This window comes from Streptomyces sp. NPDC048516 (assembly GCF_043199875.1).
In the GTDB taxonomy this organism is placed as follows: Bacteria; Actinomycetota; Actinomycetes; order Streptomycetales; family Streptomycetaceae; genus Streptomyces.
On sequence record NZ_JBICWS010000001.1, the window covers coordinates 720,123 to 739,333 of the forward strand.

The window sequence follows — 19,211 nt, forward strand, 5'->3', positions numbered from 1 at the left end:
GCCTGGTCCCTCCGACCAGCCAACCGAACCATCACTCCGGACAGGGCGCGCCCTGCCCTGCCCGGCCGTCCCCCAGCTCACTTGACGAGCCTCGGCCCGGCGCTTCTCCTCAGCGGACGGCCGGGGCTCACGCTCTCGAAGGACCATGGCCGTGAATCGCTCAGCACAACCGCCAACCGCTTCCGCCGCGCAGACGCCGGCCGCAGCCACACCCGCAGTCTTCTCCGTCTCCCCCACCTCGGGTGCCTCCGCGGGTGGCACCCCCGTGACGATCACCGGCACCGGCTTCACCGGTGCCACCGCCGTGCGCTTCGGTGCCACACCGGCGCCGTCGTTCACCGTCGTTTCCGACACCCAGATCACCGCCACCACCCCGCTCGGCACCGGCACGGTGCAGGTCACCGTCACCACCCCCAGCGGTACCAGCAACCAGTTCGTCACCTTCTCCTATGTCGCCACCTCCGCTCCGGTCCTGACCTCGGTGGTTCCTGCTTCGGGTCCGTCGTCGGGTGGTACGACGGTGACGTTGACGGGTTCGGGTTTTACGGGTGCGTCGGTGGTGCGGTTCGGTGCGGTGCCGGCTTCGTTCGTGGTCAATTCCGCTACGCAGATCACGGCGACGGCGCCGGCGGGGTCGGGCACGGTGCAGGTCACCGTGGTGGGGCCGGGGGGTACGAGCAATGGTGTGGCGTTCACCTACACGACGGTTTCCGCTCCGGTCCTGACGTCCGTGACCCCGTCCTCTGGTCCCGCTGCCGGGGGCAATACGGTCACTCTCACCGGCACGGGCCTGGCCACCACCAGCTCCGTACGGTTCGGTACCACGGCGGCAACCTCCTTCACCGTTGTCTCCGACACCCACGTCACCGCCGTCGCCCCTGCCGGGACCGGCACGGTGCAGGTCACCGTCACCACCCCCGGCGGCACCAGCAACGGCGTCTCCTACACCTACTCCGTGACGCCCGCCCTGAGCGGCGTCAGCCCCAACCAAGGGCCCACGTCCGGCGGGAACACCGTCACACTCACCGGCACCAACCTCACCGGAACGACCTCGGTCACCTTCGGCACCACCCCCGCAACCTCCTTCACGGTCCTGTCCCCGACCCAGATCTCCGCCGTGGCCCCCGCGGCGACCGCGGGTCCGGTCGATATCACCGTGACCACCCCGGGGGGCACCAGCACCCTCCAGAGTGCCTACTTCTACGTCAGCACCCCGGTCCTCACCGGCGTCGCCCCGCTCTCGGGACCGCTCTCGGGCGGGAACACCGTCACACTCACCGGTGTGCACCTCCTCGAAGCCACCGCGGTGCGCTTCGGGACGACCGCGGCAACGGGCTTCACGGTGGTCTCGGACACCCAGATCACCGCCGTGGTTCCGGCCGGAGCCGCCGGTCCGGTCGACGTCACCGTGAGCACCGCCGGGGGAACGAGCAACGGGATCTCCTACACCTACCTGGCGGCACCGGTCGTCACGACCGTGGTCCCGAATCAGGGGCCCATCGCCGGTGGTATCACCCTCACCCTCACCGGCACCGGCTTCGCCCAGGCGACCCAGGTGCTCATCGGTACCGGCCCAGCGGGGTTCACCGTCGTCTCCGACAACCACATCGTCGTCGACGCCCTGCCCGGCGCCGCCGGTCCGGTCGCCGTCACCGTCACCAGCCCCGGCGGCACCAGCGCGCCGAAGACCTACACGCGGGTCGCCTCACCAGGGATCTGAGGTGGCGGGCCGGCCAGGGCGCGAAAAGAGGAAGGCCGCACCCCCACCCCCTGGCGTAAGGTGCCCTCCGGTAGATCATCGCTTACTTCGGGAGGGCTTGATGGTTCCGGAACTGGTCAGGATCTGGGCGTCCGGCTGGGCCGTTTCACGACGCACGCCCCGGCCGGTCGGGCATCCGTGGGGGCTCTATATCGAGGTGGGCAAGCCCGACCAGGTGGGGCGCCATGTACTGCACCACGCCGATGAGTCCTCGGTGCGCCAGGCCGCCGCCGCTGTGACGGTGCCGCACACCTGGCTCAAGGTGCCCATGGAGCCGGCGGATGTCGGGCACTGGCTGCCGCAGGGCTGGGTGGTGGACAAGGACGAGGCGGGACACCTGATGGCCGTGGACCTGCAGGTCACCGACCCGGAGGTGCCCAAGGGCTACACCGCGGACGTGGAGACCGTCGACGGCGTCGTCCACGTCCGGGTACGGGATGCCGCGGGCGACACGGCCGCCGAGGGGCAGATGGCCGTCCTCGGGCGGGCCACGGTCGTCGACCGCGTCACGACCGAGGAGGGGCACCGCCGCCGCGGCCTGGGCAACTTCGTGATGCGTACTCTCGCCGACCATGCCGCGGCCGGGGGCGCGGAACTCGGCATTCTGGGTGCGACCGACGACGGACGCGCGCTCTACGAAACGCTGGGCTGGAAGGTGCACGCCCCGCTGGCGGCGTGCATCTACCGGCCCCGGTAGGGGGCCAGGCAGCCACCCGCTCCGCGCGGGCACGCCAATGTTCCAGGCCCGTTCACCCGCGCAGGAGGCCCAGGACCTGTGCCTCTTGCGCTGCACGGCGCATCACGGGGCGGCACGGGGCGGCGCGTGCCGCTGTGGGACGATTCCGGGCGCAGCGCAGCGCGGGGCGACGACAGCACAGCGACTCGTCCCGAACGCGAGCACACAACAGGCTGACGTGGCAGTGAGACGGGGAAGAAGCGGATGTTTGCGATATCGCTGGGTGATGACGGTGCGGAGCTGCGGCCACTGGAGCCCTGGCAGGCCGGGGAGTACCTCGCCCATATCGACCGGGGCCGCGAGTACATCGGCCGCTACATCGGACTGACGGACCGGGCCGGCGACCTCGCGTCCGCCACGGCGTTCCTGCAGTCCTACGCGGACAAGGCGGCTGCCGACAGCGGTCGGCTCTACGGAATCTGGGTGGACGGTGTACTCGTCGGCGGCGTCCTGTTCAGGACGTTCGACACCGAGTCCGGCAACTGCGAGGTCGGCTGCTGGCTGGAGGAGGCGGCCGTCGGACGCGGGCTGATCACGCGCGCGATCCGGGTGCTCATCGACTGGGCGGTCGGGGAGCGCGGGATGCACCGGGTGGAGTGGATCGCCTCCTCCGCCAACACCGCCAGCCTCAATGTCGCCAAGCGGCTCGGCATGGTGCGGGAGGGTGTGCTGCGGGAGAGCAACCCCTACCGCGGCGTTCGCCACGACATGGAGATCTGGTCGGTCCTGGCCCGGGACTGGCACATGCGGCGCGCATCCGGCGGCCGGTGACGTCTGCCGGCCGGAGCCGCGGTGCCGGCGTTGCCGTACGGGTTGCTGACCGGCGTCGCCGTACGGGTTGCCGACCGGAGGTGCGGTCGGCAACCCGTACGGGCAGCGGGGTCAGGCGGTCTGCTGCAATCGGTGCAGCGAGGCCACCAGTTTGTCCACCTCCTCGGATGTGTTGTAGAGCGCGAGTGAGGCACGCGCCGCGCTCTCCAGGCCGTAGTGCGCCAGCGCCGGTTGGGCGCAGTGGTGGCCGGCACGGATGGCGATGCCGTCGCGGTCCAGCCACTCGGCGATCGTGGACGGGTCGTGGCCGGCGAGGGTGAAGGTAAGTACCGCGATTCTGTCGGGTGCTGAACCCAGCAGCTCAAGGCCGGGGACCGTGGCCATGGCCTGCTGCGCGTACGCCATCAGTGAGGTCTCGTAGGCGGCGATGGCGTCCCGGTCGAAGGAGGTCAGCCAGTTCAGCGCGGACAGCAGACCGACCACGCCGGAGATGTTCCCGGTTCCGGCCTCGAGGAGGTGCGGTACGGGGGCGTAGGTGGTGCGGTTGAAGTCGACCGACTCGATCATGTTGCCGCCACCCTGCCACGGCGCCATGTTCCGCAGGATCTCCGGCTTCGCGTACAGGACGCCGATGCCCGTCGGGGCGAACAGCTTGTGGCCGGAGAACACATAGAAGTCGGCGTCCAGGTCCTGCACATCGACAGGGAAGTGGGCCACCGCCTGCGCCCCGTCCACCAGCACCTTGGCGCCGTAGCGGTGGGCGAGTGCGGTCATCTCGCGCACCGGCGGGACGGTGCCGAGCACGTTCGACGCCTGACTGACCGCGACGAGTTGGGTGCGCATGGAGAGCAGATTGGCGTACGCATGGAGATCGATCTGGCCGTCCGGCCGCAGTGGTACGGGTACCACCCGGGCACGGGTCTCCTTGGCGATCAACTGCCAGGGAACGATATTCGAGTGGTGCTCCAGTACAGGCACCAGGATGTCGTCCCCGGGGCCGAGATGGGCCCGTCCCCAGCTCTGGGCGACGAGGTTGATCGCCTCGGTGGTCCCGCGTACGAAGACGATGTCGTCCGGTGACGGTGCGCCCAGGAACCGGGCGACCGCCGACCGGCCCGCTTCGTAGGCCTCGGTGGCTTCCCGGGCCATGGTGTGCGCACCACGGTGGATGTTGGAGTTGGCGGATCCGTAGAAGCCGGCCAGCGTCTCGATCACCTGGCGTGGCTTCTGTGTGGTGGCCCCGTTGTCCAGCCAGACCAAGGGGTGCCCGTTCACGGTCCGGTGCAGGATCGGGAAGTCGCGGCGCGCCATCTCGGGTGAGAAGGCGACGTGTTGGCCGGGGAGGCCGGTGGGTTGTACGGGCTGGGTGACGGCGGATTGCAGGGGCTGGGGGGTAGTGGGGTGCAGGGGGTGGTCGGTGGGCTGGGTGTGGGCGGCCGGATCGGTGCTGAGTGGAGCGGCGGTGACCGGGGCAGTGCCGACCGGGGCTGTGCTCACCGGGGCAGTGGCGACCGGATCGGTGCTGACCCGATCGGCGGTGGCCGGAGCGGCGGTGACCGGGTCCGCGGGCGCGTCCGTGGCCGTGCCCATGGCCGACGCCGCAGCCAGTGCCGTGGCCAGCGCCGCAGTGAGTGCCGTGGCCGGATCGGTGGATGTCAGGCCGTCCGTCGGCGGGTTCGCGGGGGGAGCCGTGTGCGGCCACCGGCTCCCGGTGACGTCAGGAATAGTCATGGAAGTTGGAGACCTCGACGTTCTGGAGCACGGCGAGTGCGTCCTCCACCAGTACCGCGGTGTTGAAGTACGCCGTCATCAGGTACGACGTGACACCCTTCTGGTCAACGCCCATGTTCCGCATCGACAGGCCGGGTTCCACCTCGTCCTCGACCTTCGCGGGACGCAGGCCCACCACGCCCTGCTCCGCCTCACCGGTGCGCATCAGCAGGATCTCGGTGGTGCCGATGCCGGCACTGCCGGAGAACCGCACCTTGTCGGAGGGGAGCAGCGGGACGCCGCGCCAGGTCAGCAGGGGGCTGCCGAAGCGGTTGTCGATGACCGGGGGCACACCCCGGCGCGTACATTCCCGGCCGAATGCGGCGATGGCCCTGGGGTGGGCGAGGAAGTAGCCGGGCTGCTTCCAGACCCTGGTCAGCAGTTCGTCCAGGTCATCGGGGGTCGGGGAGCCGGTGCGCGCCTGCACCCGCTGCCCGGCGGCCACATTGTTGAAGAGGCCGAATTCCGGGTGGTTGAGCAGCGAGGCCTCCTGCCGCTCGCGCAGGGCGTGCACGGTGAGGTTGGACTGGGCGCGAGTCTGGTCGATGGGCCCGTTGTAGAGGTCGGAGACCCGGGTATGGACGCGCAGCACCGTCTGGGCGAGCGTCATGTGGTACTCGCGGGGCGTGTCCTCGTAGTCGACGAACGTCATGGGGAGTTCCGGTTCGCCGACGTGCCCGGCGCTGAGATCGACCGGTACCTCGGCGCCCGGCAGGACGCCGTCCGCCGAGAGGTAGGCATCCATCGCTCCCCGTACCGCCGTGTCGCGCTCGCAGAGCCCGGTGAGCACGCTCCGTTCGACGCACAGGGCCACGCCTGGCGTGAGTGCCCGGACACGGTACGGCAGGGGCTCGGAGCGGGTCCAGGCGTCGAGATCGAAGAACTGGCCGTCACCGATGACTTCGAGTACGGCGTCCTCGCCGTACCGGCCACTGGCCCGCTTCTCGGCACGTCCCTGGGCGATGACCCACAGCTTGTCGTGCGCCTCACCGTCCTGGGCCAGCATTTCTCCGGCCTCGAAGGTGACTTCCGTGAAGGAGCGCGCCAGTTCGGAGAGCAGCGCGTCGTCGGCGTCCCGCAGGTAAGGGAGTTCCCTCAGGTCTCCCGGAATGACGCGCGGCGAACCACCGTCGTTGTGGGTGCTGATGCGGTCGTCGCCGAGGACGTAAGTGCGGCGGCGGTTGACGCGGAAGACACCCGATTCGACATCCACCCATGGCAGGGCGCGGAGCAGATAGCGCGGGGTGATGCCGCGCATCTGCGGGCTGGTCTTGGTGGTGGTCGCCAGTTGCCGTGCCGCATCCGGGCTGAGACTCGTCTGGTCGTTCATCACAGGACCTCCTCGACGACAGGCGTGTCAGGTGGCCGGGGCCCGGCCGAGCGACACGCGGGAATCTGATCGTGTGGTCGAAGCCCGTCACCCGCAACCAACCGTTTGACGGCGTTAGGCCGGAAATATTCGCTGTATGAACTTCGCAATTACGGATATATGTGCGACTATTGGCTCTTGGGGTGCCGCTATGGTGCGCGCCCATTCCGGGATCGTCGGAGCCGAGGCGTCCCGGCCGCTTTCTCCCGCCGCCCGCCGCACCGGATATGCGACGTGATTTGCCCTCATAACAGTCCTTGGTGATTCTTCAAGGATGGCTTATGTGGGGGCAGTTGGCCCTCTTCGGCGCCGCGGCAAACCACTCTGCGGGCTCTTCTTTCTGTGGTTTCCCGCTCCTCCTCACGGTGCCGTGCCGTGCCGGACGCCCGGCGCAACTCGCCCCACTGTGGCGAGTGTTGAAATGGGTGACCGTGGCGTCCGGTCTTCACCTGGCGGACCGGGGTGCACGGCACTCTCAAGATGCGGACCCGGCCCCGGATGAGGGCCGGGTCCGTGGCCCCGGACAGGCGACAGGAGCCGCCTTCCCCGGGCGCGGCGGCCCACGGGGAAGGCGGCTCCTGCAGTGCGCTGGTTCCTCCTACTGAGGCTTGAAGGAACGGATCTGGTAGCTGCCCTGCAGGTTGCCGCCCGCGCCGGAGGGCGTGGACCCGACGCGCGCGTGGTAGTTGGTCTGCGTGTAGTACTGCACTCGGTGCCGGGTGTTGTTCCATACGGAGCGGACATTCCGTCCCCGCTGGATGAAGGAGCAGTCGTCGGCGGTGTTCGCCTTGCTGGACTGGGACCACTGGCAACGGGTTCCCCCGCCGTTCCAGTCGCTGTAGATGCAGAAGTACCCGGAGGTGCAGTGGAAGGCCGCCGGGCGGGCGGACGCCATGGGGGTCGCGGTTGCGCTGGGTACGGTGCCCAGGGTGGCGGTCAGGGCGGCCGCGGCGACGATGAACGAGCGAAGACGGCGCATGGGAAGAACTCCTTATCCTCGGTGGTGGCCGGCGAGTGGCAGGGCCGCTGCGGACCGGCGGGGAAGGTCGCGTACGAGTAGGAGAGCCAGGCCGCGCCGGGCCGGACGGGCAACGGGCGGTCGGCTGCGAAGCGTCACCAGTATGGTTCGCCGCCGCGATGCCCACTCAGGGCATTTCTGGCCTCACCAGGGCCTGTTGGAGCGCGACGGCGCAGGCACCTGGCGTACGCCGCACGCACCTCCCCTCACGCGAAGAGCGCATTCACACCCGGTTCGCGGCCGCCAAGTCCCGCCCGGTAGCTGCCGGGCGGGACGCACGGCGGCACTGCCCCGTTGACCCGGAACATGGAATTCATGGGTGTCTGATGGGTTTGGTATGTCATGGGGAAGCGCGCCCGGGTATGGCCCTGGCGCCAGGACTGCCTCAGGTCTGTGGGGCCTTTGATTGCAAGGGACATCCGTCCAAAGGGGTGCCGCTCCCGATGACTGCTCCGTATTGTCAGCTCGCGCCGGAGCCTTCCCGTCCGGAAGCTCCGTGTGGGAACCCCTCCGGGCCCGCGATACCTGGCAATGCCTGCACCGAGGAGCAGTGGTGACACCCCTGATCGTACCGGTCATGATCGTATTTGGAATATTCCTGCTTGCCATGGTGACCGTGGGTATCTGGACGTACCAGGACACGTTGACGTTCTCCGACTTCGCGCTGGGCGGGCGCCGGCTGAGTGCGCCACTGGCGGCCCTGTCCGCGGGTGCCAGTGATATGTCCGGCTGGCTGTTCCTGGGTCTGCCCGGGGCGGTGTACACGGCCGGGATCGGCGCCTCGTGGATTGCCGTCGGCCTGGCCGTCGGTACGTATCTCAACTGGCGTCTGGTCGCACCGCGTTTGCGTACCTACACCGAGCTGGCCGGCGACGCCAAGACACTGTCGGCGTACCTGGAGGAGCGCTTCGAGGACGGCAGCAGGATGCTGCGCCTGGTCTCGGCAACCGTCATCGTCGTGTTCTTCACCGTCTACGTGGCCAGCGGCCTCCTGGCCGGGGGAGTGCTGTTCGAGGACATCTTCGGCGGCGGCTTCGAATTCGCGCTCACCGTCTTCGCCGTGGTGATCGTCGTCTACACCGTCCTGGGCGGCTTCCGCGCGGTGAGTGTGACGCACTCGGTGCAGGCCACGGTGATGTTCTGCGCGGCCGTCGCGCTCCCGCTGACCGGTATCGGGCTGCTCGGGGGATTCGGCGCGCTGCACAGGCTGCTCGCCCACAAGACGTCGTCCCTGCTGGACATGGGAGCCAAGGCCCACTTCGACGGCACCCGGTGGACGTCCGGTCAGCCGCTCGGCGCGGTGGCCGTCATCTCCCTGCTCGCCTGGGGCCTGGGCTACTTCGGCCAGCCGCACATCCTGGCCCGCTTCATGAGCATCCGCAGCACCCGTGACATCCCGTTGGCCCGCCGTATCGGCGTGGGCTGGGTGGTCGTCTGTCTGGCGGGCGCCTCGCTCGTGGGGCTGGTCGGGATCGCCGCCCTCAACCAGCCGCTGGACAACCCGGAAACCGTCTTCATCGAGCTCTGCGCCCAGTTGGGCAATCCGTGGGTCGCGGGCATCCTGCTGGTCGCCGTGCTCGCCGCGATCAAGTCCACCGCGGACAGCCAGCTGTTGGTCTCGGCGATGGCCCTCACCGAGGATTTCTACCGGGCCTTCGTCAAACGCCGGGCCTCGGACGCGTCGATGGTGCTGGCGGCTCGTGTGACGGTCGTGGTCGTGGCGCTGGTGGCCTACGTCATCGCACTCAGCGGCGGTGCCGTACTGGACATCGTCGCGTACGCCTGGGCGGGCTTCGGCGCCGCCTTCGGCCCGGTCATCCTGCTGTCGCTCTACTGGCCGCGCATGACGCGGGCCGGGGCGATGGCCGGCATCGTGACGGGGGCGGTCACCGTCGTCATGTGGAAGCAGATCGACCCGCTCCTCGGGCCGCTCCGGTCGGGCATCTACGAGATGGTGCCCGGCGTGCTCGCGGCCACCGCGGCGGCGCTGCTCTTCGGGAAGTTCGTCGGCCGCCCTCCGCGCCGCACCTGGTCGGGCCCCATGGAGAAGCGGGCCGCCGCCACGGTGCCGGCCGGCTGAGTCCGCGGGGCGGGACAGCCGGCCACTGCGCCTGGTTCCGCGCCCCGGCCGCACGGGACTCACGAGCCCCAGCGGCCCACCGGCTCACCGGCTCACCACCGAAGTTCCCCCGGTCGCACCCGTCCCGGCAGCGCGTCACGCGCCTTATGATCCAAGAGGCTCAGCGTGCATCACGACGGGAAAAGATGTGCCTCTTCACCGTTCCTTGTCGCCCTCCGGGCTTCTACGGATGGCGTCGTCCGCTCTCGCGGCGACGGGCCTGGTCGCGCTGTTGAGCGGTTGCACGCAGAGCGGGGAGCCGCAGAGCGCCGGCCGCACCTCGGCCGCCTCCGCCCCGGTGCGGCTGTGGCCCGAGCGGAAGCCCGCACCACAGCCCGAGCGCGGAAGGGGGGAGAACCTTCCCGCAGCCGTGCCCGGAGTGCCGCCCGTGCGGTCCGGGGACATCCGCAAGGCGGATCTGTTCACCGTCGTCAAGGCACAGACCGCCGCGGGTTCCGCGCTCGGCGGCGGGCCGCAGTTCGACTCCGCCACCACGAGGAAGATCAACGCCTGCGCCGCGGAGCCGGCGCACTGTCCGGTGCGAAAGCCCCAGTACCGGGATCTGACGGGGGACGGCAAGGACGAACTCATCGTCGGTATCGAGGCGCCGGACCACTCCCTGGCACTGTGGGTCTTCACGCTCGACCAGGGGCAGGTCACCCGGGTCATGGACGCCGGCGCGACACCGCTGTCGGTGGAGATCGCGAACGGCGATCTGATCCTGCGGGAGCCCACCGGCACGCCTGGCTACGACACCCGCACGGTCTACGCATGGGACTCGCGGACGCAGACCATGGCCCTGCGGTCGATGGAATTCGACCAAGCGCACTCCGCCACCCCCGCCCCGGAGCGCACACCATGAGCGCCGGCCGGCCCCGGAAGCGGCTGCGCCTGCCCGCCTGGACGATGACGCTCCACGGGAAGTTCGCCGCCTTCGTCGTCGTCATGTGCTGCGTCCTCGCGACGGTCGTCGGGGTCCTGGTGCACGTCCTGGTCGGCCGGCAGGCGGAAAGCCAGACCCGCAGTGCGGCGCTGTCACAGCTGGACTCCGCCGCGGAGGCGTACGTCGCCGGGGAGCCCCTCGGTCATGACGCCGCGGTGGACCCCGCGGACCTCCCCGCCCCGCTCCACGCCATGGCACTGCGGGGCGAGCGTGGCACACAGCTCGCCGACCACCAGGGCCGCCCGGCGATGTGGGCCGTCACCCCCGCCGACGGCAAGGCGCTGGCGGTCCATCTCGACTACAGCCGGCGAGCCGCCGCGATCCGCGGACTGGACCGGACCATCGTCGGCTCCTCTGCCTTCGCGATCGCCCTCACTCTCGCCGTCGGACTGTTCGGCGTCTCCCGTATTACCCGTCGGTTGCACCACACCGCCCAAGTGGCCCGCAGAATCAGCACCGGCGATCTCGACGCCCGGGTGGACGACCCCCGCGTCCTGTGTGCCGCCTCCGCCCAGGACGAGACCGCCGCCGTGGCGGCCGCACTCGACGCGATGGCCGCCACACTGCAGAGCAAGCTGCACAGCGAGCAGCGTTTCACCGCCGATGTGGCTCATGAGCTGCGCACCCCGCTGACCGGACTGCACCTGGCGGCGGAGCTGCTGCCCCCCGGCCGCCCGGCCGAGCTGGTGCGGGACCGGATCCGGGCCATGAGCCGGCTGACCGAGGACCTGCTGGAGATCTCCCGCCTCGACGCGGAAGTGGAGCAGGCCGATATCGAGGTGCATCAACTGGGACCGCTGGCCGAGCGTGCGGTGCTGGCCACCGGGCTGCAGGCCGAGGTCCGTACCGAGCGGGACACCCGGGTGGAGACCGATCAGCGCAGGCTTCAGCGCGTGCTGGGGAACCTCGTCTCCAACGCCCACGGGCACGGCCGCCCGCCGGTACTGCTGACCGTCGACGGCCGCGTCATCACCGTACGGGACCACGGGGACGGCTACCCCGGCCACCTCCTCGACCACGGCCCCCAGCGGTTCCGGAGCCGGGCAGGGAGCGGCCGGAAGACCGGTCACGGCCTCGGGCTGACCATCGCGATGGGACAGGCCCGCGTCCTCGGTGCCACGCTGCGCTTCTCCAACGCGCCGGAAGGCGGAGCCGTCGCCGAGCTCGTCCTGCCGCCATCGGTCCCGGGCCCGCGTCGCTCCCCGCCGACGCGGACCGGCAGCTCTTAGGCGGTGTCGTGCTGGAACCCGGTACCCCTCGCCGGAGTGTCCGCGCCTGAGCGACAAGCGCAGAATGAAAGGAGCCGCTCTGCCGTCCGGCGGGCGGACCGCCACTGTGTGCGGCGGGTGGAAGGGAAAGCCGGTGCCAGCAGATCGGCCGAGGGACGCGAGGGCTCGTGGTCCGCTTTGGTCCGAGCCCGGTTCGCTGCTGGAGCATGTCGCCGTCGCCGTCTTCGGCATCGATGACGACGACCGGATCTGCTACTGGGGCCCGGGCGCCCGGGATCTCTTCGGCTACGACGCGGCCGAGGCGCTGACGAAGCCCGGCGCCCTCCTTCTCCCCGGACCGCCCGGGGGAGGGCCCGACGCCTGCGCCCGTATGGCGGAGCGGGGCCGGACCCGGGGGTACTGGCGTGGCCGCCTGCACGCCCTGCATCGGGACGGCACGGTTCTCGACTGCGGGTTCCGCGTCTTCCCGGTGACCGGCACCGCGGGACGCTCGGTGATCATGGCGCTGGCCAGCCGCGGCGACGAGCTGGACCGGGTGAAGACCAACCTCGCCTTCCTCGACGCCCTCTTCGAGACCTGCCCCATAGGCCTGGCCATGTTCGACGCGGAACTGCGCTACCTCCACGTCAACCAGGCGCTCGCCGACATGAACGGACTCCCCATCGAGGAACATCTCGGACGGCGCCTCGCCGAGATCATGATCACCTCGGACGGTGGTGAGTACGAGCGCATGCTGCGCGCCGTCGCCGCGGAGGGCAAACCCGTCACCGGCGTGCGGGTGGGGATGCGCACCCGGGGCCACCCGGACCGGGACAAGGTCCTGTCGGTGAGCTTCTTCCCGCTCACCCAGGCCGTGGGCACCCACCAGGGGGTGGGCGGCCTGCTGGTGGATGTGACCGACCGCGAGCAGGCCATCGTGGAGGCGACCGCCACCCGTCAGCGGCTGGCACTGCTGAACCGCGCCTCCGCCCGGATCGGCACCACCCTGGATGTGCAGGTCACGGCCCAGGAACTGGTCGAAGCCGCGGTCCCGGACTTCTCCGACGCGGCCGTCGTGGAGCTCGTGGAGTGGGGGGACGAGCACGCGGCGTTCGACCCCGCCCTGCCGGTGGACACCCACCGCATCGCCTACGGCACTGTCCTTCCCCCGCCCGCGACGGAACTGGTGGGCGGGGTGGACGTCGTGCACTACCCGCCGGGCTCCGCCATCCATCAGATGCTGCGGACCGGCCGTCCGCTGTGCGTCGAGGTGGACCAGGAGTTCATGGTCCGCACCATGCTCAACGAAACCCGCGCCCGGCTGATGGCCGACAGCGGTCTGACCTGTCTCCTCCTCGCTCCGCTCATCGCCCGGGCAACGGTCCAGGGGATCGCGGTCTTCGGCCGGTCGGCGGCCAGAGTGGCCTTCACCGAACAGGACCTCAGCCTGGCCGGTGAGCTCGCCTCCCGGGCGGCGCTGTGCCTGGACAACGCGCGGCTCTACAACCGGGAGAGGAACATCGCGCTCACCCTCCAACGGGCCCTGCTCCCCGCCGCTTTGGTGACCGGCCCGTACCTGCACATCGCTCACCGCTACCTGCCCGGCAGCCGTGTCACCGAAGTCGGCGGTGACTGGTACGACGTGATCCCCCTGCCCGGCGGCCGGATTGCCCTGGTCGTCGGTGACGTCATGGGACACGGAGTGTCGGCCGCCGCGGCGATGGGCAGGCTGCGTATCGCCGCCAATGCGCTGGCCCGGCACGACCAGGAACCGGACGGGCTGCTCACCGAACTCGACCAGTGCGCCCAAGAGGCCGGTATCGAGCTCGCGACCTGCCTCTACATCCGCTATGACCCCGCCACCGGAGGCACCCGGATCGCCAGCGCCGGCCACCCTCCGCCCCTCGTCCGCCACCCGGACGGCCGGATCCAGCTCATCGACGACGTGCTCGGAGTGCCGCTCGGCGTCGGTGGCTGTCCCTTCCGGACGACGGAGATCGAGCTGCCCGACGCCGCCACCCTCGTGCTGTACACCGACGGCCTCATCGAGTCACGAGGCCACGACATCGACGAGGGCCTGGACGCCCTCCGCACGGAACTGGGCCGGATCTCCGCCTCGTTGGAAGCCACGGCGGACCGTATTCTCGCCCGCCTCCTGCCGAGTTCCCCGGCCGACGACACGGTCCTGCTGCTCGCCCGGGTGCACCGTGCGCCGCGGTGACGTCCGAAGCGGCAGCGAGCGGAGACCGGCGGGGGCATCGCGGCCCCGACTCGCCACCGGGGAGCGGGTGGCGGGGAGTGGGGGGGCGGGGAGTGGGGAGCGGGGAATGGAAAGAGGGGAGTGGCCGGCGGACGCCTGTCGCCGCGCCCTCGCACGGTCCGGCGCGCGGCATCCCGGAGGTTCGACGGCGCCGTGGGCCGCAGGGCGGCTGTCCGGCCGGGCGCGGTGTGGTCAGTCCGCGCGGCCGGTGGCCGCGACCGTCACGCCCAGACCGATCATGGCGAAGCCCCCCGCGCCACCGATCATCGACAGCCGGCGTTCGGAACGCGCGAACCAGGCGCGGGCCGCCGAGGCCGTGAGCCCCCACACCGTGTCCGTGACCAGGCCGATGCCGATCGGCACCAGGCCCAGGACGAGCATCTGGGCGGGCAGCCCGCCTGCCGCGTGGTCCACGAACTGGGGAAGCACGGCGGCGAAGAACACGATGCCCTTCGGGTTGGTGACGCCGACCAGGATGCCGTCGGCGATCGTCCGCAGATCACCGCGGGCGGCCTGCGCGGGCACGTCCACGGCACCCATCTTCATCTCCTTGCGGTGCCGGAACGCCTGGACACCGAGGAAGACGAGGTAGGCCGCGCCCGCGAGTTTCACGGCGAGGAAGACACCGGCGGACCGCTCGACCAACGCGCCGAGTCCGAATGCCACCGCGGTCACCAACAGATACGAGCCCAGCACATTGCCCACTACCGTCGCCAGTGCTGTGCGGCGGCCGTGCGCCAGAGCCCGGCCGATCACGAAGAGCACGCTCGGCCCCGGGATCGCAATCACCAGCAACGACATCGCCGCGAACGCAAGCAGCCGGTCGGTCGACACCATGTCTCTCACCTCGGCGACCATTGAACCAGCTGCGGCGCGACGAGCTGCCCCCTGGTGGTTCGCGGCCTCAAGCCTTTCCCGCTTCAGCCGCGAACCGTACGGAACGGGGCTACGCCACGACGGGCAGCAGGCCCGCCACCGGGGCGGCCAGGTCGGTCACCTGGTGCAGCTGGCCGAGGTCATGGAGGTGCTGAAGGCCGGTGAGCTGCCCGGTGACCGTGGGCATCCGGCTCTGGTATTTCGCGGGTACGGGCGCGACACCGAGGCTGTCGAGTGTGCTGAGCACGGAGATTCCCGGCGCGATGGGAGGGGCGGCCGGGGCCGTGGGCGCGGCCGAGGCGGAGGACACCGCGAGGCCCGAGGCGCCGGCGGTCAGGACGAGTGCTGCATACATGCGTCGAGTGGAGATCACGCTTTCACAAACGGCACCGGCGCCCGGGCGGACACGGCTCCTCGCCGACTTCACCCGGCCAGAGGAGGCGTACGGCGGAAGCACCCGTGTTCTCACCTGCGAGCGGTCCGCCGTGAATCCAGCTGTCCGGTGAACTGACCGCCCCGGTGCCGGCCGATGTCTTCGCCGCGATGCGTTCTCCGGTGCGGAGCCAAGCCGGTCTGAACAACGCAACGATGCGGCCTAATTGCGGCGGGAGACGTGATAGTGGCTGATGTGCCAGCCGTGCTCCGTTTGCTGGAGCAGCACGGTGAGGTTCACGGCGATCGCAGGCCTGTCGGTGAACGAGAAGTCCACGCCCAGATAGCCGAGTACGAGGTCGTCGGCGGGCCGCCTGGTCTCCAGGATCCGGTACTCGGCGGTCATCCCGGGGGGCTGGGAATCGTAGTACTCGGCGATGCCCTGCCGCCCGACGCTGTAGGGGGGCAGTCCTTGGAAGATCGCGTCCTCGGTGAAGTGGGAGGCGGCCCGCTGCGGTTCGTGCGCGGCGACTGCTGCCTTCCACCGGTCGAGCACGTCGCGCAGGACGGCTTCGCTGTCTTCTGTGCTGTTCATCAGGGCTCTCCTGTGGGGGCGGCACGGCGGCGGTCTGCGCGGACCGGGCGGGAACCGTGAGGGGGCGAGACCCGGTAAGCCTCCTCGGGTATTCGATGACGACGCCGCCGGGTCGCCCGCCGCGGACGCGCCGCCGAGGCCGCCGCTCCGGAGCCGAGGTGGCTGCTCCTCAACGGCCCGGGTCATTCGGGTGCGCGGGCAGCGGCGTCACCGTGTCGTGCCGCCACACCCGCAGCGGCACCGACGCGAGCACCTGCTCCAACTGCTCCGCGTCGTCCGCGCGGAAAAGGCTCCAGGTGCGCCACTCACCAGGGGCGAGCGGCGGACACCGGGAACAGTAACGTCGGCGGCCCCGGCCTGTTGATGATCACGCACGGGCACGGCGCGCCGACCCGCAACGACGGCCATGGCTCGCACTCATGCCGGCGGCCTCACCCATGGATGGGCGGTCTCGTACGCGTGCCCGGTGCGCAGCAGCGCGGCTTCACCCAGCGGCCGCCCGATCAGCTGCATGCCGATGGGCAGGCCGGCATGATCGCGGCCGACCGGCAGGCTCAGGGACGGCAGTCCGGTGATGTTCGCCGGGGCGCTGAGGCGGACATAGGCATCGGAGACGCTTTCCGTGGTGCCGTCCGGCCATGAGACGGAGGGCTGGTCTGTTTTCGTGGCGGTCATCGGCACCGTGGGCGCCGCGAGTACATCGATCCGGTCGAACATGCTCAACCACGCCTGGCGCATGAGAGTGCGGGAGCGCTGGGCCCGCAGGTAGTCGCCCGCCGAGACCAGCTCGCCGGCCTCCAGGAGGATCCGCACGTCCGGCGCGTACAGCTCCGGGACCGACCGCAGCGTGCGTTCATGAGAGGCGGTCGCCTCGGGGACCATCAGACCCCACTGGGTGGCCTGAACATAACGCGTCATCGGTATCTCGACCTCGACGAGTTCGGCCCCCATGGCCGCCAGCTGCGTGTGGCCCTCGCGCACGGCGGCCTCGACTTCTGGGGCCACGCGGTCGAAGTAGTAATTGACCGGTATGCCGACGCGCAGGCCCGTCAGGTCACCATCCCCCGGGGGCAGCGGGTAGGCGGTCGGCGTGGTGCGGAGACTCGCCGGATCCTGGGGGGCATGGCCCACCAGCGCGGACAGTACGAGCGCCGCGTCCCGTACGGTGCGGGTGAGAGGGCCGACGTGGTCCAGCGACCAGGACAAGGCGACCACACCGTGCCGGGGGACGAGGCCGTAGGTCGGTTTGAGGCCGACCAGCCCGTTCAGTGCCGCGGGCACACGGATCGAACCGCCGGTGTCCGTGCCCAGGGCATAGGTGGCGGTTCCCGCTGCCACGGCGACCGCCGAGCCACCGCTCGACCCGCCCGCAATCCGGTCCTGGGCCCAGGCATTGCGCGTCTGAGGCGTCGTCAGCCCGTAAGCGAACTCATGTGTATGCGTCTTCCCGATCAGGACCCCGCCCGCCTCCGACAGGCGTCCGGCCACGGCGCTGTCCGTCTGTGCGAGGTGGTCCGCCCTGACCCGGGAGCTGGCCGTGGTCGGCATGCCGGCAGCATCGATCATGTCCTTCAGCCCGAAGGGTATGCCGTGCAGGGGGCCGCGGTAGCCGCCCGCGGCGATCTCGCGTTCCGCTCGCGCGGCCGCATCGCGCGCCGCCTCGCCGGCCAGGGTGACATAGGCCTGCAACCGTTCTTCGACGTCGTCGATCCGCCCGAGCACGGACTCGGTCAGCTCCACCGGGGAGAGGTTTCTCTCCTCCACGGCGGCGGCCGCCTCGGCAAGTGTCAGCTCAAAGAGCTCCATTGGCCGCCTCCCCATCGACGACGTAGGCGGCGGCGGGCGGCGTCTCTCCGAAGTCCAGCTCGCGCAGGGTGCGGATGACGCGGTGGATGTGGTTCGCGGTGGCGGCCACGTCGGTATGGCGCTCGTCCGGCAGTGGGAGTCCGGCATGGAGCGCCCATCGGGCGACTTCTCCAGCCGTGAGTTCGACGGATGTCATGGCATGTCCTTGGCGTCTGTGTGTGCCGGTCGGTCAGTGCAGTGGTGAAGCAGCGTCACAAAACAAAGAAAGGCTAACGCAATTTCTTTGCGTTAGCCTCAGGGTACGGGTCGAAGCAGGTTAAAGCAAACACATAGCTTTTGAGGTCGGTGTCAGTCCGATGCCGGTCCTGATGCCGGTCCTGATACCGGTCCGATCCCGCCCCAGCGCAGTCATGCCACTCGCGCGCAAGGCACCGCCGCCCGTGGACCAGTAGTGCCGGCCGACCGGCCACGCGCCGCCGTACGGTGCGATCCGGCCGGCCGGGCTGTACCGGCCGGCCGGATCCGTGCCGGCTACCGCGGCCGGCTTCCGGAGTGCACGGGCCCGGACCTGTCCACCGTGCACGGACCGGACAGCGCACCTGGGCAGTGTCCTGGCGATCACGAGCGGAGCCAGATGACGAGTGCGGCTGCGGTGACGGTGCCGAGGTAGACGTAGCCGCGCTTGTCGAACCTGGTCGCAACCGCGCGGAAGGCCTTCAGCTTGTTGATCGCCCGTTCGACGGTGTTGCGCTTCTTGTAGCGGGCCTTGTCGAAACCGGGCGGCCGACCGCTGGCGCTGCCGCGCCGGGCCCGGTTGGCGGCCTGGTCGGCTTTCTCCGGGATGACGTGCCGGATTCCTCGTCTGCGCAGGTAGCGACGGGTTCGGCGATTGCTGTAGCCCTTGTCGGCGCTGACGCTGTCTGGCTTCGTACGCGGTCTGCCGGTGGCGAGCCTCGGCACGCGGATCTTGTCCATGACCGGCTCGAACTGGGTGCAGTCGGCGCACTGCCCGGGCGTGATGACCAGCGAGAGCGCCCGGCAGCGGCCGTCCGCACTCAGGTGGATCTTGGTGGTGAACCCGCCGCGTGAGCGGCCGAGCGCCTCACCTCCCGCACCACCTCCGCCAGCCGGTCGATCAGTTCCGCCCGGATCCGACGGCTTTGACCGCCCAGGCGAAGCCCCTTTTGATGGCGGGCGGCGGAGCCTGCCGGGCGCCGGCGGCGTGGTGGTGCGCGCGCACGGATGTCGAGTCGACCGAGATGTCCCAGTCAATCTCGCCGACTGCGTCCGCCTCGGCCTGGACCCGCTGGAAAAGCATTTCCCAGGTTCCATCCGCTGACCAGCGGCGATGCCGCTCGTGCACCGTCTTCCACGGTCCGTACCGCTCAGGCAGATCACGCCACTGCACGCCCGTGCGTATCCGGTAGAGCACCCCGTTCACGACCTGGCGGTTCCGCCACCGGCTGCAACGCCCGTTGCTCACCGGTAGAAGTGGCTCCAGCCGCTCCCACTGAGCATCCGTCAAGTCACCTCTGCGTCCCACAGCCCTATCAACGACTGGACTGATCGTCGGGACGTTGTCCAGCCCCTGGCGATGCTCGGTGCTGAC

Annotated in this window: 16 protein-coding genes and 1 pseudogene; 7 read left to right on the plus strand and 10 right to left on the minus strand. The window is 70.2% G+C overall.

The features are described 5' to 3' along the window. The first annotated feature begins 145 nt into the window (after nucleotides 1–145). The 3 genes from ACGFR7_RS03270 (at nucleotide 146) to ACGFR7_RS03280 (ending at nucleotide 3,266) form a co-directional block, all read left to right on the plus strand. Nucleotides 146–1,720 carry an IPT/TIG domain-containing protein gene (locus ACGFR7_RS03270; protein WP_393312381.1) on the plus strand — a complete coding sequence of 525 codons (1,575 nt, stop codon included), beginning with the start codon at nucleotides 146–148 and terminating at the stop codon, nucleotides 1,718–1,720. 100 nt (nucleotides 1,721–1,820) lie between these two features. Next, a complete protein-coding gene (locus tag ACGFR7_RS03275; protein ID WP_393312383.1) occupies nucleotides 1,821–2,456 on the plus strand; it encodes a GNAT family N-acetyltransferase in 636 nt (211 codons plus the stop codon). A gap of 243 nt (nucleotides 2,457–2,699) precedes the next feature. Then, a complete protein-coding gene (locus ACGFR7_RS03280; protein WP_393312385.1) occupies nucleotides 2,700–3,266 on the plus strand; it encodes a GNAT family N-acetyltransferase in 567 nt (188 codons plus the stop codon). A gap of 111 nt (nucleotides 3,267–3,377) precedes the next feature. Here ACGFR7_RS03280 and ACGFR7_RS03285 read toward each other — a convergent pair whose 3' ends face one another. From ACGFR7_RS03285 to ACGFR7_RS03295, 3 genes are all read right to left on the minus strand, one after another. Then, nucleotides 3,378–4,997, minus strand: a complete 1,620-nt coding sequence (locus ACGFR7_RS03285) for a SufS family cysteine desulfurase (RefSeq protein ID WP_393312387.1) — start codon at nucleotides 4,995–4,997, stop codon at nucleotides 3,378–3,380. Beyond that, nucleotides 4,984–6,366 (minus strand): family 2B encapsulin nanocompartment shell protein, encoded by a 1,383-nt coding sequence (locus tag ACGFR7_RS03290; RefSeq protein WP_393312389.1) that lies wholly within the window; start codon nucleotides 6,364–6,366, stop codon nucleotides 4,984–4,986. The genes ACGFR7_RS03285 and ACGFR7_RS03290 overlap by 14 nt, the downstream gene beginning before the upstream one ends. 637 nt (nucleotides 6,367–7,003) lie before the next feature. Next, nucleotides 7,004–7,384: a peptidase inhibitor family I36 protein gene (locus ACGFR7_RS03295; protein ID WP_393312391.1), complete on the minus strand. Its 381-nt coding sequence runs from the start codon at nucleotides 7,382–7,384 to the stop codon at nucleotides 7,004–7,006. 616 nt (nucleotides 7,385–8,000) lie between these two features. Here ACGFR7_RS03295 and putP point away from each other — a divergent pair. The 4 genes from putP (at nucleotide 8,001) to ACGFR7_RS03315 (ending at nucleotide 13,914) form a co-directional block, all read left to right on the plus strand. Continuing rightward, nucleotides 8,001–9,503 (plus strand): sodium/proline symporter PutP, encoded by a 1,503-nt coding sequence (putP, locus tag ACGFR7_RS03300; RefSeq protein WP_393312393.1) that lies wholly within the window; start codon nucleotides 8,001–8,003, stop codon nucleotides 9,501–9,503. Nucleotides 9,504–9,732: 229 nt separating this feature from the next. After that, nucleotides 9,733–10,404 carry a hypothetical protein gene (locus ACGFR7_RS03305; RefSeq protein ID WP_393312395.1) on the plus strand — a complete coding sequence of 224 codons (672 nt, stop codon included), beginning with the start codon at nucleotides 9,733–9,735 and terminating at the stop codon, nucleotides 10,402–10,404. Continuing rightward, entirely contained in the window at nucleotides 10,401–11,714 is a 1,314-nt protein-coding gene (locus tag ACGFR7_RS03310) for an ATP-binding protein (protein WP_393312397.1), read from the plus strand. Before ACGFR7_RS03305 ends, ACGFR7_RS03310 begins: the two co-directional genes overlap by 4 nt. Nucleotides 11,715–11,847: 133 nt before the next feature. Further along, the gene (locus ACGFR7_RS03315; protein ID WP_393312399.1) at nucleotides 11,848–13,914 is read left to right on the plus strand and encodes a SpoIIE family protein phosphatase; all 2,067 of its coding nucleotides are present in this window, start codon (nucleotides 11,848–11,850) and stop codon (nucleotides 13,912–13,914) included. Between the two features lie 231 nt (nucleotides 13,915–14,145). Here ACGFR7_RS03315 and ACGFR7_RS03320 read toward each other — a convergent pair whose 3' ends face one another. From ACGFR7_RS03320 to ACGFR7_RS03350, 7 genes and pseudogenes are all read right to left on the minus strand, one after another. Continuing rightward, the gene (locus ACGFR7_RS03320; protein ID WP_393312401.1) at nucleotides 14,146–14,790 is read right to left on the minus strand and encodes a LysE family translocator; all 645 of its coding nucleotides are present in this window, start codon (nucleotides 14,788–14,790) and stop codon (nucleotides 14,146–14,148) included. 109 nt (nucleotides 14,791–14,899) lie between these two features. Continuing rightward, the gene (locus ACGFR7_RS03325; protein WP_393312403.1) at nucleotides 14,900–15,184 is read right to left on the minus strand and encodes a hypothetical protein; all 285 of its coding nucleotides are present in this window, start codon (nucleotides 15,182–15,184) and stop codon (nucleotides 14,900–14,902) included. A 240-nt stretch (nucleotides 15,185–15,424) separates the two neighbouring features. Continuing rightward, nucleotides 15,425–15,796, minus strand: coding sequence for an SgcJ/EcaC family oxidoreductase (locus tag ACGFR7_RS03330; protein WP_393312405.1), 372 nt, complete (start codon nucleotides 15,794–15,796; stop codon nucleotides 15,425–15,427). Nucleotides 15,797–15,965: 169 nt separating this feature from the next. Beyond that, nucleotides 15,966–16,121: pseudogene (locus tag ACGFR7_RS03335) on the minus strand (muconolactone Delta-isomerase family protein); the annotation flags it as partial. Between the two features lie 92 nt (nucleotides 16,122–16,213). Beyond that, nucleotides 16,214–17,602 (minus strand): amidase, encoded by a 1,389-nt coding sequence (locus ACGFR7_RS03340; protein ID WP_393312407.1) that lies wholly within the window; start codon nucleotides 17,600–17,602, stop codon nucleotides 16,214–16,216. Further along, entirely contained in the window at nucleotides 17,589–17,798 is a 210-nt protein-coding gene (locus ACGFR7_RS03345) for a hypothetical protein (RefSeq protein WP_393312409.1), read from the minus strand. The genes ACGFR7_RS03340 and ACGFR7_RS03345 overlap by 14 nt, the downstream gene beginning before the upstream one ends. Nucleotides 17,799–18,220: 422 nt before the next feature. Next, nucleotides 18,221–19,145, minus strand: a protein-coding gene (locus tag ACGFR7_RS03350) for an IS5 family transposase (RefSeq protein WP_393312411.1) whose coding sequence is annotated in 2 segments (ribosomal slippage) — nucleotides 18,221–18,797 and nucleotides 18,796–19,145 — 927 coding nt in all. Because the reading frame shifts where the segments join, the coding sequence is not laid out codon by codon here. Between the last annotated feature and the right edge of the window lie 66 nt (nucleotides 19,146–19,211).

What these genes read in the sequence shown, in the direction of transcription:
- ACGFR7_RS03270 (WP_393312381.1), top strand. Translation starts at nt 146, where the DNA reads ATGGCCGTGAATCGCTCAGCACAACCGCCAACCGCTTCCGCCGCGCAG.
- ACGFR7_RS03275 (WP_393312383.1), top strand. Translation starts at nt 1,821, where the DNA reads ATGGTTCCGGAACTGGTCAGGATCTGGGCGTCCGGCTGGGCCGTTTCA.
- ACGFR7_RS03280 (WP_393312385.1), top strand. Translation starts at nt 2,700, where the DNA reads ATGTTTGCGATATCGCTGGGTGATGACGGTGCGGAGCTGCGGCCACTG.
- ACGFR7_RS03285 (WP_393312387.1), bottom strand. Translation starts at nt 4,997, where the DNA reads ATGACTATTCCTGACGTCACCGGGAGCCGGTGGCCGCACACGGCTCCC.
- ACGFR7_RS03290 (WP_393312389.1), bottom strand. Translation starts at nt 6,366, where the DNA reads ATGAACGACCAGACGAGTCTCAGCCCGGATGCGGCACGGCAACTGGCG.
- ACGFR7_RS03295 (WP_393312391.1), bottom strand. Translation starts at nt 7,384, where the DNA reads ATGCGCCGTCTTCGCTCGTTCATCGTCGCCGCGGCCGCCCTGACCGCC.
- putP (WP_393312393.1), top strand. Translation starts at nt 8,001, where the DNA reads ATGATCGTATTTGGAATATTCCTGCTTGCCATGGTGACCGTGGGTATC.
- ACGFR7_RS03305 (WP_393312395.1), top strand. Translation starts at nt 9,733, where the DNA reads ATGGCGTCGTCCGCTCTCGCGGCGACGGGCCTGGTCGCGCTGTTGAGC.
- ACGFR7_RS03310 (WP_393312397.1), top strand. Translation starts at nt 10,401, where the DNA reads ATGAGCGCCGGCCGGCCCCGGAAGCGGCTGCGCCTGCCCGCCTGGACG.
- ACGFR7_RS03320 (WP_393312401.1), bottom strand. Translation starts at nt 14,790, where the DNA reads ATGGTGTCGACCGACCGGCTGCTTGCGTTCGCGGCGATGTCGTTGCTG.
- ACGFR7_RS03325 (WP_393312403.1), bottom strand. Translation starts at nt 15,184, where the DNA reads ATGTATGCAGCACTCGTCCTGACCGCCGGCGCCTCGGGCCTCGCGGTG.
- ACGFR7_RS03330 (WP_393312405.1), bottom strand. Translation starts at nt 15,796, where the DNA reads ATGAACAGCACAGAAGACAGCGAAGCCGTCCTGCGCGACGTGCTCGAC.
- ACGFR7_RS03340 (WP_393312407.1), bottom strand. Translation starts at nt 17,602, where the DNA reads ATGGAGCTCTTTGAGCTGACACTTGCCGAGGCGGCCGCCGCCGTGGAG.
- ACGFR7_RS03345 (WP_393312409.1), bottom strand. Translation starts at nt 17,798, where the DNA reads ATGACATCCGTCGAACTCACGGCTGGAGAAGTCGCCCGATGGGCGCTC.